The 17,553-nt window shown below is 68.6% G+C and carries 12 protein-coding genes, 1 other RNA gene and 1 pseudogene; 10 read left to right on the forward strand and 4 right to left on the reverse strand.

Annotated features, from left to right (window positions below):
• Positions 1-7 precede the first annotated feature (7 nt).
• A complete protein-coding gene (gene katG, locus HEQ16_14955; GenBank protein ID MCO4055316.1) occupies positions 8-2,170 on the reverse strand; it encodes a catalase/peroxidase HPI in 2,163 nt (720 codons plus the stop codon).
• A 152-nt stretch (positions 2,171-2,322) separates the two neighbouring features.
• Between katG and HEQ16_14960 the strand changes: the two genes are divergently transcribed.
• The 10 genes and pseudogenes from HEQ16_14960 to HEQ16_15005 all read left to right on the forward strand — a co-directional run bounded on the left by HEQ16_14960 (position 2,323) and on the right by HEQ16_15005 (position 13,653).
• Entirely contained in the window at positions 2,323-3,264 is a 942-nt protein-coding gene (locus HEQ16_14960) for a LysR family transcriptional regulator (GenBank protein ID MCO4055317.1), read from the forward strand.
• 32 nt (positions 3,265-3,296) lie between these two features.
• Positions 3,297-3,697, forward strand: an RNA gene (rnpB, locus tag HEQ16_14965) — RNase P RNA component class A.
• A 694-nt stretch (positions 3,698-4,391) separates the two neighbouring features.
• Positions 4,392-4,877 (forward strand): division/cell wall cluster transcriptional repressor MraZ, encoded by a 486-nt coding sequence (locus tag HEQ16_14970; protein MCO4055318.1) that lies wholly within the window; start codon positions 4,392-4,394, stop codon positions 4,875-4,877.
• Between the two features lie 38 nt (positions 4,878-4,915).
• Positions 4,916-5,974, forward strand: a complete 1,059-nt coding sequence (gene rsmH, locus HEQ16_14975) for a 16S rRNA (cytosine(1402)-N(4))-methyltransferase RsmH (GenBank protein ID MCO4055319.1) — start codon at positions 4,916-4,918, stop codon at positions 5,972-5,974.
• A pseudogene (locus HEQ16_14980) lies at positions 5,971-6,318 on the forward strand (hypothetical protein). Before rsmH ends, HEQ16_14980 begins: the two are co-directional and overlap by 4 nt.
• Before the next feature lie 106 nt (positions 6,319-6,424).
• Complete coding sequence (locus tag HEQ16_14985) at positions 6,425-8,209, forward strand: penicillin-binding protein 2 (protein ID MCO4055320.1); 1,785 nt, start codon at positions 6,425-6,427, stop codon at positions 8,207-8,209.
• Positions 8,210-8,237: 28 nt separating this feature from the next.
• Positions 8,238-9,695 carry a UDP-N-acetylmuramoyl-L-alanyl-D-glutamate--2,6-diaminopimelate ligase gene (locus HEQ16_14990; GenBank protein ID MCO4055321.1) on the forward strand — a complete coding sequence of 486 codons (1,458 nt, stop codon included), beginning with the start codon at positions 8,238-8,240 and terminating at the stop codon, positions 9,693-9,695.
• Positions 9,692-11,140: a UDP-N-acetylmuramoylalanyl-D-glutamyl-2,6-diaminopimelate--D-alanyl-D-alanine ligase gene (locus HEQ16_14995; GenBank protein MCO4055322.1), complete on the forward strand. Its 1,449-nt coding sequence runs from the start codon at positions 9,692-9,694 to the stop codon at positions 11,138-11,140. The genes HEQ16_14990 and HEQ16_14995 overlap by 4 nt, the downstream gene beginning before the upstream one ends.
• A 25-nt stretch (positions 11,141-11,165) precedes the next feature.
• Positions 11,166-12,248 (forward strand): phospho-N-acetylmuramoyl-pentapeptide-transferase, encoded by a 1,083-nt coding sequence (locus HEQ16_15000; GenBank protein ID MCO4055323.1) that lies wholly within the window; start codon positions 11,166-11,168, stop codon positions 12,246-12,248.
• 4 nt (positions 12,249-12,252) lie between these two features.
• A complete protein-coding gene (locus HEQ16_15005; protein ID MCO4055324.1) occupies positions 12,253-13,653 on the forward strand; it encodes a UDP-N-acetylmuramoyl-L-alanine--D-glutamate ligase in 1,401 nt (466 codons plus the stop codon).
• Positions 13,654-13,690: 37 nt separating this feature from the next.
• Here HEQ16_15005 and HEQ16_15010 read toward each other — a convergent pair whose 3' ends face one another.
• From HEQ16_15010 to HEQ16_15020, 3 genes are all read right to left on the reverse strand, one after another.
• Complete coding sequence (locus tag HEQ16_15010; GenBank protein MCO4055325.1) at positions 13,691-14,581, reverse strand: DMT family transporter; 891 nt, start codon at positions 14,579-14,581, stop codon at positions 13,691-13,693.
• A gap of 106 nt (positions 14,582-14,687) precedes the next feature.
• A complete protein-coding gene (locus HEQ16_15015; protein MCO4055326.1) occupies positions 14,688-15,272 on the reverse strand; it encodes an MOSC domain-containing protein in 585 nt (194 codons plus the stop codon).
• Positions 15,273-15,286: 14 nt separating this feature from the next.
• A complete protein-coding gene (locus HEQ16_15020) occupies positions 15,287-17,548 on the reverse strand; it encodes a glycosyl hydrolase (GenBank protein ID MCO4055327.1) in 2,262 nt (753 codons plus the stop codon).
• Positions 17,549-17,553: the final 5 nt, after the last annotated feature.

The following is a 17,553-nucleotide window of genomic DNA, read 5'->3' on the forward strand; positions in this document are numbered from 1 at the left end:
CCCGCCCTCAGGCGAGGTCGAACCGGTCGGCGTTCATCACCTTGGTCCATGCGGCGACGAAGTCGTGCACGAAGGTCGCTGCGCCATCATCCTGCGCATAGACTTCCGCATAGGCGCGCAGCACCGAATTGGAGCCGAACACCAGATCGACGCGGGTGGCGGTCCACTTCGTGGCGCCCGAGGCGCGCTCGACGATGTCGTAGTGTCCGTCCGCCCGCGGCTTCCAGCGATAGGCCATGTCGGTCAGGTTCGTGAAGAAGTCGGTCGTCAGCGCCCCCACGCGATCCGTGAAGACGCCATGCGCCGCTCCGCCATGATTGGCGCCAATCACGCGCATGCCGCCGACGAGAACCGTCATCTCCTGCGCCGTCAGGCCCATGAGCTGCGTGCGATCGAGCAGCATCTCCTCGGCCGAGACGGCGTAATCCTTCTTCAGCCAGTTGCGGTAGCCATCGGCCACCGGCTCCAGAACCTCGAAGGAGGCCGCATCGGTCTGCTCGGCCGTCGCATCGCCGCGCCCTGGGGCGAAAGGCACCGCAAGATCGAAGCCGGCGGCCTTGGCGGCACGCTCGATGCCGAGATTGCCACCCAGCACGATCACGTCGGCGAGGCTCGCGCCTGTCGCGGCCGCAATCGGACCAAGAACCGACAGCACGCGGGAAAGGCGCTCGGGCTCGTTGCCGCCCCAGTCCTTCTGCGGCGCGAGGCGGAGGCGCGCCCCGTTGGCGCCGCCGCGCATGTCGGAGGCGCGGAAGGTGCGCGCGCTGTCCCACGCCGTGCATACAAGGTCGGTGGTCGAGAGCCCGCTGGCGGCGATCTTCGCCTTCACGGCCGCGACGTCGTAATCCGTGCGGCCGGCAGGCACGGGATCCTGCCAGATCAGGTCCTCAGCTGGCACGTCTGGGCCAAGATAGCGCGCTTTCGGCCCCATGTCGCGGTGGGTCAGCTTGAACCAGGCGCGGGCGAAGACATCCGAGAAACGGGCCGGGTCCTTGTAGAAGCGCTCGGAAATCTCGCGGTAGATCGGATCGACCTTCATCGCCATGTCGGCGTCGGTCATGATCGGATTGCGGCAGATGGTCGGGTCCTCCGCATCCACCGGCTTGTCTTCCTCGCGGATGTTGATCGGCTCCCACTGCCAGGCCCCGGCGGGCGACTTGCGCAGTTCCCAGTCATGGTTGAGCAGCAGGTGGAAATAGCCATTGTCCCAGCGGGTTGGGTGCGTGGTCCAGGCGCCTTCGAGCCCGGAGGTCACGGTGTCGCCGCCCACGCCGCGCGATGCGCCGTTGATCCAGCCAAGCCCCTGCTCCTCGATGCCCGCGCCTTCCGGCTCGGGCCCGAGGTTCTCGGCGCGGCCGTTGCCGTGGCACTTGCCGACCGTGTGCCCACCTGCGGTGAGCGCCACGGTCTCCTCGTCATTCATCGCCATGCGCGCGAAGGTCTCGCGTACGTCCATGGCGGTGCGCAGCGGGTCCGGACGGCCTGCCACGCCCTGTGGGTTGACGTATATGAGGCCCATCTGCACCGCCGCCAGCGGGTTTTCCAGCGAGGTGCGGCTTTCGTCGGCATAGCGCGAGGCGCCGAGCCACTCCTTCTCGGAGCCCCAATAGGCATCCTTGTTCGGGTGCCAGACATCCTCGCGGCCGAGCGCGCAGCCGAAGGTCTTGAGGCCCATGCTCTCATAGGCCACCGTACCGGCCAGGATCATGAGATCGGCCCAGCTGATGCGGTTGCCATACTTCTTCTTGATCGGCCAGAGCAGGCGGCGCGCCTTGTCGAGATTTGCGTTGTCTGGCCAGGAATTGAGCGGCGCGAACCTGAGGTCGCCGGTTCCGGCGCCGCCGCGCCCATCGGCCACCCGGTAGCTCCCGGCGGCATGCCAGGCCATGCGGATCATCAGGCCGCCATAATGGCCCCAGTCGGCCGGCCACCAATCCTGGCTGTCGGTCATCAGCGCATTGAGATCGCGCTTGAGCCCGGCATGGTCGAGCTTCAGGACTTCCTCGCGATAGTTGAAGCCCTTCAGCGGCTTCGTCTTGGCGTCGTGCTGGTGCAGGATGTCGAGGTTCAACGCCCGTGGCCACCAGTCCATCACGCTCGCGCTGACGGTTGTGTTCGCGCCGTGCATCACCGGGCATTTGCCCGCCCCATTCTGTTGGCTGCCGTGCATGATCCTTGCCTCCGATTCCGTGTCGCGTCGTCGCGGCCGGTCCGCTCACCAACCGGCGACATGCTGACGTTCAAGCTTTGAAGCAGTCAGTCTAGCACCTTGGACCGATAAAGGAAATTTGCATTTTCAAATCGAAGCGATAGATTTTTCAAATGAACAACCTTTCCATGAGGCATCTTCGCTATTTCGACGCGCTGGCGCAGCATGGCCATTTCGGGCGCGCGGCTGCGGCCTGCTCGATTTCCCAGCCGGCGCTCTCGCTGCAGATCAAGGAGTTGGAGTCCCTGCTCGGGGCGCCGCTGGTCGAGCGTGGCGCCCGGCAGATCCGGCTCACCGTGCTTGGACAGGATCTGGCGATGAGGGCGCGCGACATCCTGCGGGCGGTGGACGAGCTGGCGGACATGGCGCGCGCGGTGTCGGGCCCGCCCGCTGGTCCGCTCCGCCTCGGGGTCATCCCCACGGTCGCGCCCTATCTGCTCGCCTCGCTGATCGGCGATCTGGGCGCTCGCTTCCCGCAGCTGGACGTGCACCCCCGCGAGGCGGTCACGGCGAGGCTCATGGCGGATCTTGGGGACGGCCGGCTCGATGCCGCCATCGTGGCGCTGCCGGTCCCGGAGCCATCGATCGTGGCGCACATGCTGATCGAGGAGGAGTTCGTGCTGGTCCGTCCCGCAGGCGATGCGCACAAGCCTGTGCCCGACACCGACATGCTGCGCGAGATGCGCCTGCTGCTGCTGGAGGAGGGCCATTGCTTCCGTGACCAGGCCCTGTCCTTCTGCAAGCCCTCACGCACCATGGCGCGGCCGCTGATGGAAGGCAGCTCGCTGTCGACGCTCGTTCAGATGGTCGGTGCCGGCATTGGCGTCACGCTCATCCCGCAAATGGCCCTGCCCATCGAGACACGCGCCGCGAATGTGGCCATCGCGGCCCTCGCCGTTCCGCGCCCCTCGCGCCGGATCGGCATCGTCTGGCGCAAGAGCAACCCGATGGCGCGGCAGCTCGAGCGCATTGCCGATTGCGTGCGCGCCAGCGCCGCCGCCCTTGCAGGACGAGCCGCATGGCCGGCGCCGGCCGCCCCCGAGCCCCAGGCTTGACTCGCACCCGCACGGGGCGCACACCGGCCGCGCCAGTCGGCCGGACGGCCGCGGCGCGCAAGCGCCGAGGAAAGTCCGGGCTCCACGGAACAACGATGCCGGATAACGTCCGGCGGGGGCGACCCCAGGGATAGCGCCACAGAGATCGAACCGCCGCGCCAGGGGCCCCTGGGCTCCGTTCCGCGCGGTAAGGGTGAAAAGGTGCGGTAAGAGCGCACCGCGGACCCGGCAACGGGGACGGCATGGCAAGCCCCATCGGGAGCAAGACCGAATAGGGATGACGCGCCGCCCGCAAGGGCGGCAGGCCCGTTTCCGGCCCAGTCATCCGGGTTGGTTGCTTGAGGCGGCTGGCGACAGCCGTCCCAGAGGAATGGCCGTCACGCCGGGGGCGACCCCGGCCATCCAGAACCCGGCTTACAGGCCGACTGGCAACTCGTTTCTGCGCTTCATGTGCTGTCGCGAACCACGGGCATATGACAGAGGTCTTGCGTCAACCCTGTCGCCGGGGTCACTCTCGTGCGTGCCCAGCTTTAGCGGCGGAGCCGTGTGATAAATGCGCTTCCAGCCGAAGTCCGCCATGCATTGCGCACAGGAGCGGTGGCAGGCCAGTTTCCCACCCTGCGCCCGGATACGCGCTCTGGCCGCCGCCATCGACGGCGCGCCAGTCCGCTCGCAGCCACGGGTCGGCAAGGCGCCCTGGCAAGAGGCCATAGCTGAAGCGCGGGAGGTCAGGGTGCCCCCACGGATGGCTTGCTTCCCGTTGCGTTTCCCGGCGCGGGCACAGCGCGCCCTCCCGGCTGGGCGGGCGAGCAAACCCTTCCTTAACCCTAACGATGTGTGATGACGCAGGGCCCTAACCAGGCCGCACCGCCGCTCATTTCGTTGACGCCCATAAACACCCATGATATCCCAAGTCATCCCGCCAAGATTGAGTCCGGTCCGGGTTTTTCGGGCGCCCGGACTGTCGGCGTCACGGCCGGCCGGTTCGGCTGTCCGGCTCCATGGCGCCGCTGCGATGGGTCCGGACGACAGGCCGGCGGCTGCCGGGCTTGGAGGGTTCGATGGTGCCGGCGCGAGTTTCACCGTCGCCGGTCATGTCATGCGTCGGGTGAGTGAGCGTCGGGTCAATGGACCGCTTTGTGTCGAATTTCACCAACCGCGTGGACGCGAAGGGGCGGGTTTCGATCCCTGCGGGCTTCCGGCTGGTTCTGGGACGCGACGGCTTCGAGGGGCTCTATGTGCATCCGGCACTCGATATGATGGCCCTGGACGCCGGTGGCAATGCGCTGCTTTCGGACATCGACAGGCTCCTGTCTGGCCTCTCGCCCTATTCGGACGAGCGGGACCATCTCTCGACGGCCCTGCTCGGCGTTTCGGATGTGCTCAAGTTCGATCCGGAGGGGCGCGTGCAGCTGCCGGACAGCTTCAAATCCTATGCGGGCATTGCCGATCAGGTCACCTTCGTGGGCCTGGGCCGCAAGTTCCAGATCTGGGAGCCCGAGCGCTTCCGCCTTCACCTCGAGAATGCGCGCGCCAGGCTTCGTGCCTTGAAGCGGCATCTGGGCAGCCCTGGCCCGCACGAGCCGTCGCGCACGGGAGGGGGCGCGCCATGACGGGCGGCGGCACGGCATCTGAGCCGGTCGCTGGCGGAATGGTCCGTCATGCGCCCGTTCTCCTGCGCGAGGCGGTCGAGGCGCTCGCCATCGTGCCCGGAGCGCGCATCCTCGACGGCACCTTCGGAGCAGGCGGCTACACCCGCGCGATCCTCGCTGCCGCGCCCGGCGTCGAGGTCCTCGCGCTCGACCGTGATCCCAGCGCGATCCTCGGCGGCTACGAACTCGTCGCCGCCAGCGAGGGGCGTCTCAGGCTGGTCGAGGCGACTTTCAGCGAACTGGCGGCCGAGGCGACCCGCGCCGGCTTTGTCCCGCTCGACGGCGTCGTGCTCGATATCGGCGTGTCCTCCATGCAGCTCGATCAGGCCGAGCGCGGCTTTTCCTTCCGCTTCGACGGTCCACTCGACATGCGCATGGGCGGATCAGGCCTCAGCGCGGCCGATCTCGTCAATGAGGGCGCCGAGGTCGAGCTGGCCGACATCATCTTCCATTATGGCGAGGAGCGACGCTCCCGCGCCGTGGCGCGCGCCATCATCGAGGCGCGCCGTCAGGCTCCCATCCTGACCACGCGCCGCCTTGCCGAAGTCGTGGCCAGCGTGGTCCGCGCCGAGCCCGGCGGCATCCACCCCGCCACCCGCACCTTCCAGGCGCTGCGCATCGCGGTCAATGACGAGCTCAGCGAGCTGGTGCGCGCGCTCCACGGCGCCGAAGAGGCCCTGAAGCCGGGCGGCCGGCTCGTTGTCGTGAGCTTCCATTCGCTCGAGGATCGCATCGTCAAGCAGTTCCTGCAGCGCCGTTCCGGCCGGGCCGGCGGCGGCGGCTCCCGTTACGTCCCGCAGGCGGCCGGCGACGAAGCGACCTTTGCGCTGGTCCACCGGGGCGTGATCGGCCCTGGCGAGGCGGAGCTTGCCGCAAACCCGCGCGCGCGATCGGCCAAGTTGCGCGTGGCGGAACGCACCGCTGCCCCATGCCGCTCGCCCGATGCCGACATCACCGCCCTTGCGGAGCTGCCTGGGCAGGGCATCCAGCGCCGTCCGCGCATGGGGCGCCCCAGGCCCGCGGATGGCCCCGAACCCGAGCGCCGGGGGCGTCGATGATCAAGCTGTTCCACATTGTCGCGATCGGCGCTCTGATCGGCTCGGCGACCTACGCCTACACGATCAAGTACGAGACGCTCTACCACGGCGAGGAACTGGCCAGGCTCACTCTCCAGGTCCGCAAGGAGCGCGAGGCCATCGCCGTGCTGAAGGCCGAATGGCAGCACCTCAACAGGCCTGACCGGCTTCAGGCGCTGTCGGAGCGCTATCTTCAGCTTCAGCCGCTGGCGAGCACGCAGCTGGTGCGCTTCTCGGATATCCCGAACCGCGGCCCCAAGGTCGACGACATCGGCAAGAAGATCGAGGCGCTCGGCATCTCCGCCGATGGCGCCCCGACAGCCAGCATTCCGCGTCCCGGCCCGACCGCGCCAGGTTCAGCGCCAGGTTCAGCGCCAAGTCCCGCGCCAAGTCCCGCGCCGCGCCCCCCAACCAGACAGTGACGGAGCCGTCATGACCGCCCTGCCCGGCGAACCGCCTGCCACCGCCACTGCCACGGCGTCCTTCGCGCAGCCGCGCGATGGGGCCGCCCGGCGCAGCCTTCGTTTCGCGCGCGGCCTGTTCCGCATGAGCAAGGACAAGAGCGAAGCGCGCGTCGGCCTCGTGATCCTGTGCTTCGGGGTGCTGTTCGCCACGCTGTCAGGCCGCCTCGTCTATCTCGCCGTCGCCCCGGACGAGCCCGTGGGCCTGCGCCGCGCCACCGCCGACGCGACCTCTGCTGCCCGCCCGGACATCGTGGACCGCAATGGCGAGGTCCTCGCCACCGACATCCGCAGCGTCTCGGTCTTCGCCGAACCGCGCAAGATCATCGACAAGGACGAGGCGGTCGAACTGCTGACCGCCGTGCTGCCGGACATCGACGCCCGCGACCTGCGCGACCGCTTCGAGCGGCGGCGCGGCTTCGTCTGGGTCAAGCGCGAGATCACACCGCGCCAGCAGGCCGAGGTGCACCGCCTCGGCATTCCGGGCGTCGGCTTCGTGCCGGAGAACAAGCGCGTCTATCCCAACGGCACCGCTGCCGCGCATGTGCTGGGCTTCGCCAACATCGACAATATCGGCATCGCCGGCATCGAGAAGCACATCGACCAGAAGGGCCTGACCAACCTCAAGGGCGCCGGCCTCAATGCCGAGGTGCGCGAGTTGCCGCCCGTCCAGCTTTCGATCGACTTGCGGGTGCAGCACGCGCTACGCGACGAGCTTGCCACCGGCATGGCGCGCTTCAAGGCCAAGGCCGCAGCCGGCTCGATCATCGACGTCAACACCGGCGAGGTCATCGCAACCGTCTCGCTGCCCGATTTCGACCCCGCCAACCAGGCGCAGGCGCTCGACCCCAACAACATCAACCGCATCAATGTCGGCGTCTTCGAGATGGGTTCGACCTTCAAGGCGCTCACCGTGGCGATGGCGCTGGACTCGGGCCGCATCAACATCAATTCCACCTTCGACGCGCGCAACGGGCTGCGCTACGGCCGCCACACCATCAATGACTTCCACGCCAAGCGCACCATCATGACGGTGCCGGAGGTCTTCGTCTATTCCTCCAACATCGGCACGGCGCGCATGGCGTTGCAGCTTGGCGTGGAGCATCACCGCAGTTTCCTCAGGCGTGCGGGCCAGCTCGACCGGCTGCGCACCGAGCTGCCGGAAAGCGCGGAGCCCATCGTGCCGGCGCGCTGGGGCGAGCTCAACACCATGACCATCGCCTTCGGCCACGGCCTCGCCGTGGCGCCGCTCCAGGCAGCCATGGCCACCGCCGCGCTCATGAATGGCGGCAACCTGATCCCGCCGACCTTCCTCAAGCGCAACGAGGAACAGGCAAGGTCGGTCGCCACGCGCCTGATCAGGCCCGAAACCTCGGAAGCGATGCGCTACGTCATGCGCCTCAACGCGGAACGCGGCTCGGCGTCGCGCGCCGCCGTGCCGGGCTTCTATGTCGGGGGCAAGACCGGCACGGCCGAGAAGGTCATCAACGGCCGGTATTCCAAGAACAGGCTCTTCACCACCTTCATGGCGGTCGCCCCTTCGGACAAGCCGCGCTACCTCTTTATGATCCTATATGACGAGCCCCAGGGCCTGCCCGAAACCAATGGCTACGCCACTTCGGGCTGGAACGCATCGCCGACCACCGGCCGCATCATCGAGCGCGTCGCGCCGCTGCTCGGCCTGCCGCCCCGCTTCGAGGCGCCAGAGCGGCCCTTCCCGCTGATGGCGCGGCATGGGGCCTGGGGCACGCGCTGATGGCTTCCCACCGGCACGGAGCCCTGCCATGCCTGCTGGTCTGACGCTCGGCAGCCTCTTTCCCGGGCTGTTCGCCGCCGGGGACGAAGCCATGGCCGCCACCGGCGTGACCATGGACAGCCGCGCCGTGAAGCCGGGCAATGTCTTCGTCGCCTATGCTGGTGCGCGCACCGACGGCGCGCGCTTCACCAGCGACGCGCTGGCCCGCGGCGCCGTGGCCGTGATCGGAGCGGGCGAGCGCCCCCAGGGCCTTCCCGATGCCGTCCCCTATGCGAGGTCCTCTGATCCGCGCCGTGCCCTGGCCCTCGCCGCCGGGCGGGCGCACCCGCGCCAGCCGCGCACCATCGTGGCGGTCACCGGCACCAGCGGCAAATCATCGGTGGCGGATTTCACGCGGCAGATCTACGCCGCTCTCGGCCACGAGGCGGCAAGCCTCGGCACAATCGGCGTGGTGACGGGAAGCGGAGCCCGCTATGGCTCGCTGACCACGCCTGACCCGGTCACGCTCCACGCCACGCTGGACAGGCTGGCCGGCGACGGCATCACCCACCTCGCCATGGAAGCATCCTCGCACGGTCTGGACCAGCGGCGGCTCGATGGCGTGCGCCTCTCGGCTGCGGCCTTCCTCAATCTCGGGCGTGATCACCTCGATTACCACGCGACCATGGAGGAGTATCTCGCAGCCAAGCTGAGGCTGTGGGAGTTGCTGCCTCCGGGCGCGCCGGCCGTGGTCAACCTTGACGGCCACTGGTCGGACCGCGCCGCCGAAGCCGCGCGCGCGACGCACCGCAAGCTGCTGGACGTCGGCCGCGCGGGCGAGACCATTCGCCTGCGCGATGTCGTCCGCGCCGGCTTCGGCCAGAGGCTCGTGCTGGAGGCCAAAGGACAAGTCATAGAGGTGATGCTGCCGTTGGTCGGCGACTTCATGGCCGGCAACGCGCTCGTCGCGGCCGGCCTCGCCATCGCCACCGGCGAAGACCCGATCGCGGCCATCATGGCGCTCGCTGGCCTTGTCGGCGTGCCGGGGCGGCTCGAACGGGTCGCAACCCGCAATGGCGGCCTCGCCATCGTCGATTACGCGCACAAGCCCGACGCCCTCGCCGCAGTGCTCGACACGCTGCGCCCCTATGCGACTGGCCGGCTGATCTGCATAATGGGCTGCGGCGGCGACCGCGACAAGGGCAAGCGCCCGCTGATGGGCCGCATCGCCACAGACAAGGCCGACATCGTCATCGTGACGGACGACAACCCCCGCAGCGAACAGCCCGCTCAGATCCGCGCGGAGATCCTGGCGGCGGCCCCTGGCGCGACCGAGATCGGCGAACGCGCGGAGGCCATTCGCCATGCCGTGCGCGGGCTGCAGGCCGGCGATGTGCTGGTCGTGGCCGGCAAGGGGCACGAGAGCGGGCAGATCGTCGGCGACGTCACCTTGCCATTCTCGGACCACGAGGAAATCCTCAAAGCCATGCGCGAGTTCGGTTCATGACCAGGCTGCAACACCCTGCCGACGCGCCGCTATGGACCGGCCCCGAGCTTGTGGCAGCGCTCGGCGCCAGCCTTCGGGGCTCCATGCCGGCGGTCGTGACCGGCGCATCCATCGACAGCCGGTCGCTGGCGCCCGGCGATGTCTTCTTCGCCCTGAAGGATGCGCGCGACGGCCACGACTTCGTGCCTGCGGCCTTCGCGGCCGGCGCAAGCCTCGCCGTGGTGGATGCAGCCCATGCCCCCGCCCTCGCCGTCCACGGCCCGCTCGCGATCGTGGACGATGTCCTGCGCGCGATGGAGCGGGCCGGCATGGCCCGCCGCGCCAGCCTCGATCCGCACGAGGCCCGCGTCATCGCCATCACCGGCTCAGTGGGCAAGACCGGCACAAAGGAGGCGCTCAAGCTCGTGCTTTCGTCCCAGGGCGAGACGATGGCCCCTGTCGCCTCGTTCAACAATCACTGGGGCTTGCCCCTCACTCTGGTCCGCACGCCGCGCCGCACCCGCTATGGCGTCTACGAGATCGGCATGAGCAATCCCGGCGAGATCGCCCCGCTCGCGCGCATGGCGCGGCCGGATGTCGCGGTCATCACCACTGTGCAGCCGGTCCATCTCGCCTCCTTCCCCAGCGTGGACGCCATCGCGGACGAGAAGGCGGCCATCTATGAGGGCCTGCCCGCCCACGGCGTCGCCGTCGCCAATGCCGACATCCCCCAGGTCGCGCGGCTGAAGGCTCATGCCATGGCCAGCAGGGCGTCGCGCTTCGTCACCTTCGGCGAGGCGCCGGGAGCGGATGCGCGCCTCCTCTCCTGCCGGCTGCATCCGGACCTGTCGGTGGTCGATGCCGACATCATGGGCCAGCGCGTCACCTACAAGATTTCCAGCCCCGGCCGGCACATCGTGATGAACTCGCTCGCGGTGCTGGCCGCCGTCAAGCTCGTGGGGGCCGATCTCGCGCTCGCGGCGCTATCGCTGGCCGACCTCAAGCCGCCGCACGGACGCGGCGCGCGCCAGCGTCTCAACATCATGGGGGGCGAACTCGTCCTCATGGACGAGAGCTACAACGCCAACCCGGCCTCGATGCGCGCTGCGCTCGAGAACCTCGGCCGCCTCAAGCCCGGTTCGCAAGGTCGCCGCATCGCGGTGCTTGGCGACATGCTGGAGTTGGGGCCCGCCGGCTCCCGGATGCATGCCGATCTGGCCGCACCGCTCGCGGAAAACGGCATCGATCTCGTCTTCGCCTGCGGTCCCCTGATGCGCAATCTTTATGATGCCTTGCCATCGGGGCGTCGGGGAGCGTATGCCGCAGCGTCCGCCGGGCTTGAGGCGCTGGTGCTCGATGCGCTTCGGGCGGGCGACGTCATCACCGTCAAGGGCTCGCTGGGCTCGAAGATGGGCCCGCTGATCAAGGCGATGACGACGCGCTTTCCACCTGTCGCCGAAGATTGAACGCGAAAGAGCGCCGGAAACAGCCATGTTCGCCCTGCTTGCCGAATTTTCGAGCGTCTTCGGGCCGCTCAACATCTTTCGTTACATCACCTTCCGCACGGCGGGAGCGACCGCAACCGCGCTGATGCTCGTGTTTCTCTTTGGCCCCGCCAGCATCGCCTGGCTGCGCCTCAAGCAGGGCAAGGGCCAGCCGATCCGGACCGACGGCCCCGAAAGCCACCTCGCCAAGCGCGGCACGCCGACCATGGGCGGGCTGATGATCCTGTCTGGGCTGATTGTCTCGACCCTGCTCTGGGCCAACCTGCGCAACGGCTTTGTCTGGGTGGTGTTGCTTGTCGCGCTGCTCTACGCGGCGATCGGTTTTTATGACGACTATCTCAAGGTCACGAAGCAGTCGCACAAGGGGTTCTCGGGCAAGGCGCGCATCGCGCTGGAGACGATCATCGCCGTGGCCGCGTGCTCTGCGGTCATGCTGCTCTCGCCGCCGGCGCTGGCGCAGTCCTTTGCGATTCCGCTGCTCAAGGACACCTTGATCTATGTCGGCATCCTGTTTCCGCTGATCGCGGCCTTCGTCGTGGTTGGAGCCGGCAACTCGGTCAATCTCACCGACGGCCTCGACGGGCTGGCCATCGTGCCGGTGATGATCGCCGCCGCCACCTTCGGCTTCATCGCCTATCTCTCCGGCAACATCGTTTTCTCCAACTATCTCCAGATCAACCACGTCCCCGGAACGGGCGAACTGGCCGTGGTCTGCGGCGCGATCATCGGCGCCGGGCTCGGGTTCCTCTGGTTCAATGCGCCGCCGGCCCAGATCTTCATGGGTGACACGGGCTCGCTGGGACTCGGCGGCCTGCTCGGGATCATCGCGGTGGCCACCAAGCACGAGATCGTGCTGGCCATCGTGGGCGGCCTGTTCGTGGTCGAGGCGCTGTCGGTCATCATCCAGGTCGCGGTCTTCAAGCGCACAGGACGGCGCGTCTTCCTCATGGCGCCCATCCACCACCATTTCGAGAAGAAGGGCTGGACCGAAGCGCAGGTTGTGATCCGTTTCTGGATCATCTCCGTCGTGCTGGCGCTGGTCGGGCTTTCCACCCTCAAGCTGCGTTGATTCCATGACCCCCATCACATCCTTCGTCGGCAAGACCGTCGCGGTCTTCGGCCTCGGCAATTCGGGCGCGGCCACGGCCTTCGCCCTGCGCAATGGCGGCTGCGAGGTGATCTGCTTCGATGATGACGAGCGCGCCGTCGGCATCGCCTCGGGATACGGGCTGCGCACCGCCAATCTGCGCGCCGCCGACTGGAAGCAGTTCGACGCGCTGGTGCTCTCGCCCGGCATTCCTCTCACCCACCCCAAGCCGCACTGGACTGTGGAACGCGCAAGGGCCGCCGGCATTCCCGTGATCGGGGACATCGAGCTGTTCTGCCTCGAACGGGCCAAGGTCGCGCCCGGCTCGCCCTTCATCGCGATCACCGGCACCAACGGCAAGTCCACCACCACCGCGCTGATCGCCCACATCCTGGCCGCAGGCGGCACGGATGTGCAGATGGGCGGCAACATCGGCGCGCCGGTGCTCACGCTGGAAGCGGCTGCGCCGGGGCGCGTGCATGTCGTCGAATGCTCGTCATTCCAGATCGATCTCGCGCCCTCGCTCGATCCGACGATCGGCATCCATCTCAACCTGACGCCCGACCATCTCGACCGGCACGGTTCGATGGAGAACTACGCCGCCATCAAGGAGCGACTCGTGGCGAAGGCCGGAACGGCGATCATCGGCGTGGATGATGCCCTGTCGAAAGGCTTCGCCACCCGGCGCGCCGCAACCGGCGCACCCCTCTGGCGCATCTCGGCAGAAGGCCCCGTGGATGAAGGCATCTTCGCCGGCGTGACCGCCAATGACGGCGTGCTCGACGTGCGGCTTGTGCGCGTGGAGGACAAGAAGCCCCGCGTGGTGGCCAACCTTGCCGGCATCGGCTCGCTGCGCGGCATGCACAACGCCCAGAACGCCGCAGCCGCCTTCGCCGCCTGCTCCGCCATGGGCCTCGCCGACCCGCAGATCGCGGACGCGCTCAAGACTTTTCCGGGCCTGCCCCACCGCATGGAGGAGATCGCCCGCAAGGGCCGCGTCATCTTCATCAACGACAGCAAGGCGACCAACGCCGACTCGACGGAAAAGGCCCTGACGTCCTTCCGCAACATCTTCTGGATCGTCGGAGGCAAGGCCAAGGATGGTGGCATCGAGCCGCTGCGCCGCTTCTTCCCCAACATCGTGAAAGCCTATCTGATCGGCGCCGCCTCCGATGATTTCGCGCGGACGCTGGAGGGCGCGGCCGCATTCGAACTGTGCGGCACGATCGACAAGGCCGTGGCGTCCGCCGCTCGCGATGCCGCCTCTCATCGTGGCGTTGGCGAGGTCTGCGTGCTGCTCTCGCCGGCTTGCGCCTCCTACGATCAATTCCAGAACTTCGAGCACCGGGGCGACGTGTTCAGGAAGCTCGTGGCCGGCCTGCCCTGAGCGGGAACGCGCCCGCGGGGGCGTGCGCAACCGCGCGCTAGCTGCGGGCGACGCGCCTCGCCGCGATGACGAGGCCGACCACGATGGCCGCGACGCCCCAGACCGGCGGCGCGACGCTCTCACCCGCCAGCGTGGCGGCGAAGATCAGGGTCACGAAGGTCTGGAGCAATTGCACCTGGCCAACGCGCGCCACGCCGCCCAGCGCCAGCCCCGCATTCCAGGCGAAGAAGCCCAGATACTGGCTGATCAGCGTCACATAGAAAAAGCCCCACAGGGCCGACGCCGGCGCTGCCGCGAAATGCCCCATGCCGGGCCAGCTCACCGCCATGCCGACGAGATTGAGCGGCAGCGTGGCGACGAGGATCCAGGAGATCACCTCCCAGCCCGGCATCGCCCTGGAGACCTGCGCCGAAAAGACATAGCCCGTTGACGCGACCGCCACCGAAACCAGCACGAGGCCATCGCCCAGGCTAAGCCCGCCATCCGCGCCGTGCATGGCGAAGGCGACGACGACCAGCATGCCGAGGATCGACAAAGCCCAGAAGGCAGGCCTTTGCCGATCCTTCAGGATGATGGCGGCGGCCACCGCGGTCCCCAGCGGCAGGATGCCGGCCACGACGCCGGCATGGGAGGATTCGACCAGCCGCATCGCGAAGTTGGTGAGGCCTGGGAAGCCCCACACCAGGCACAGCGCGGAAAGCCCCAGCGGAAGCCACCAGCGCCGTTCCGGCAGGGGGCGACGCAGGGCAACGAGCACCGCAAGCGCGAGCAGCCCTGCAAGGCCTGCGCGGCCAAAGGTGACGAACACCGGGTCGAACCACGCCACCGCCAGCTTCGACATGGGGAAGGTCCCGCCGAAGGCCACGACGCCGAGGAAGCCGAGCAGGAGCCCGAGCGTCGCGGGGGACACCATCGATATGCGGGCCATGCGCTGCCTTTGCCGCTTGGGGGAGGTTCAAACTTGACTGAACAGAGGGCCGAACTCCATCGCATTCAGCTGATCGATCGGCACTGCTACGCTCATGGCTGGCCGTTCACGGCGCGCGCAAGGGAGCGATCGCCACCACGGCGTCACCCGGCGCGATGATGCCCGGATGCGCCACGCTCAGCACGAGGCCGCGCAGCGAGGCGGCGACGCGGACGAAGGCGAATTCGAGATCGGGCTTGCCATGCGCGGCGGCGATCTGGCGGCCCGTGGCCCGGCATGGCCTGTTGTAGGCCTCCACGCGCAGCAGCGCCGTGCCATCGAACCTGCCCTTGCCGCCCCACTGCCCGCCGCAGGCGAGCATCGCCCCCGCCGGCAGGCGCGAAAGCTCCGGCAGCCCCCCGAGCAGGAGGTTCGCACCCAGCAGCTCCGGCGCGAGGCCTGCAAGGTAGAGCCCGCCTGCGACGACGGCAAGCTCTTCATGCGACAGGACTGACAACTGGCGGTCATTGCTGAGTTCCAGCCCGCGCCGCAGCCAGGGCTCGCGCGGCCCGGCAGCCCGCGTGAGCCCGGCATGGCGATCCCCCGCGATCCCGCCGCGGTCGAGCGACAGCGCCGGCACGGCCGCCGTCACGAAGCCGGCGTCGCGCGGGCCGCTCGCGCTGTAGCACCCGAGCACCGTGCCTGTCGCCACCACCTGCGCGCCGCTCATGGCCGTGCGCCCGCCGCCAGCGTGAACGAGCCCTTCAGCGTCGCCAGCGACGAATTGCCGACATACACGTCGAACAGGCCCGGCTCGATCACAAGGCGGCCCTGCGCGTCATGATAGCCGAGATCTCGCGCCTCGACCATGAAGGTCACGCGGCGGTTTTCGCCAGGCTTGAGCGCCAGCTTCGTGAAGGCCTTGAGCTGGCGCACAGGCCGCGAGATGCTGGCCAGCGGCTGCCTGACATAAAGCTGCGCCACTTCCTGGCCCATCTGAGCGCCGGCATTGGTGATGCGGACGGAAATGCGCGCGGCCCCGCCCGCCATCACCATCGGCGTCTCGACCTGAAGCTCGTCGAAGCTGAAGCGCGTGTAGGACTGGCCGTATCCAAAGGGATAGAGCGGCGTGTTCCTTTCGTCGATGAAGATGGATTCATAGCGGAAGCGGCCGGGCGTCTCCGGCCGGCCGGTCGGCAGGTGGTCGTAATAGACCGGGATCTGGCCCACCGAGCGCGGAAAGCTCATCGGCGTCTTGCCCGACGGGTTGAACGCGCCGGTCAGGACCTCGGCGATCGCGGTGCGCCCTTCCGATCCGGCATGGAAGGTCTGCACCAGCGCGGCCACCCGGCCCTTGAGATGGCTGAGCACCAGGGGCCGGCCGGTGGCCAGCACGAGTATGACGGGCTTTCCCGTCGCGATGAGGGCCTCGAGCAGCTCATCCTGCACGCCGGGCAAGGTCAGGCGCGTGCGCGAGGCCCCCTCGCCCATAAACTCGCAATCCTCGCCAAGCTTGGCGACGATGGCATCGGCCTCGCGGGCCAGCGCAAGCGCCCCGTCGCGATCCGCGAAGGCGTGGCCGCAATAGTTGTTGACCCCCGGGGCGAAGCCGATGCTCACGCCTGGCCCCAGCAGCCGGGCCAGCGCTGCGTCCATGCCCTCGATGGGCTTTCTTGGCACGCCGGCCGGATCGGTCCAGACCCGCTCCTGGTCAGGCCGCGCCAGAGCGCCGATCACGGCGACACGGGCGCTCCGCTCAGCTCTCAGCGGCAGTATGCCGTCATTCTCGAGCAGGATGATGGATTCGCGGGCGATCCGCCGCGCCGCGTCCAGCGCCGGCGCCGATTGCAGCGCCGCTTCCGCCGTGCGCGGATCGATGTCCGCGATGCGGTCCATGCCGGCATGGAACTTGACCCGCAGCACGCGGCGCACGGCCTGGTCCAGCTGCGCCATCGGCACGCGCCCGGCGCGGACCTCGGCCGCGAGGTGCCGTGCATAGACAAAGCCCATCATGTCGATGTCCACGCCTGCCGCCAGCGCCTTGCGCGCGGCCTCGGCCTCGTCGCGCGCGATGCCATGGGCCATCAGCTCGGGGATCGAGCCGAAATCGGAGACGACCAGCCCGCGAAAGCCCCAGCGGCCACGCAAAAGGTCCTGAAGCATCGGCTTGTGGGCGGTGGCAGGCACGCCGTTCACCGAGTTGAACGCGGCCATCACCGAGAGAGAGCCCGCATCCAGGGACGCCCTGAACGGCGGCAGGTGCAGGTCATGCAGTTGCTCGGCGGGGATCCAGGCCGTGTTGTAGTCGCGCCCCGCCTCGCCCCCGCCATAGCCCACGAAATGCTTCACCGTGGCCGCGACACCGCCGGCCTGATAGCCCCGCGTGCGGGCGGCTGCGATCACGTTGGCGAGGTGGACATCCTCCCCCGCGCCTTCGAGCAGGCGGCCCCAGCGCGGATCGCGGCCCATGTCGACCATGGGCGCAAAGGTCCAGTTGACGCCCAGCGCCCGCGCCTCGCGGCCGGTCCATAGCGCGGCCTCCTCGACAAGCGCGGGGTTGAAGGTCGCGGCCTGGCCGAGCGGCAGCGGGAAATAGGTCGAAACGCCATGCACCGCATCGAGCCCGATCAGCAGGGGAATGCCCAGACGGCTTTCGCGTGCCGCCTTCTGCACGGCGGCGACCTCCGCCGGACTGATGAAGTTCATGACGTTGCCGACGCGGCCGGCGCGGATCTCGCCATGATCGAAGCCTTCGCGGTGCCCGTAAAGATGCAGCTGGCCGACCTTCTCCTCCAGCGTCATGCGCCGAAGCAGTCCGTCGATGCGGCTCTCGATGGCGCGCGCCTCAGCGCCTGACCGCCAACCCATCGGCGCCGGGGCAGGCGAAGCAGCCCCCGCCTGGGCGCGCGCGGCGTCGCTCCCTCCTGGCAGGATCGGCGCGGCGACGAGCAGGCAAGCGAAAAGGGGCGGCAGCAGGACGTGGCGCATCGGCA

This window comes from Bosea sp. (in: a-proteobacteria), assembly GCA_023910605.1.
In the GTDB taxonomy this organism is placed as follows: domain Bacteria; phylum Pseudomonadota; class Alphaproteobacteria; order Rhizobiales; family Beijerinckiaceae; genus Allobosea.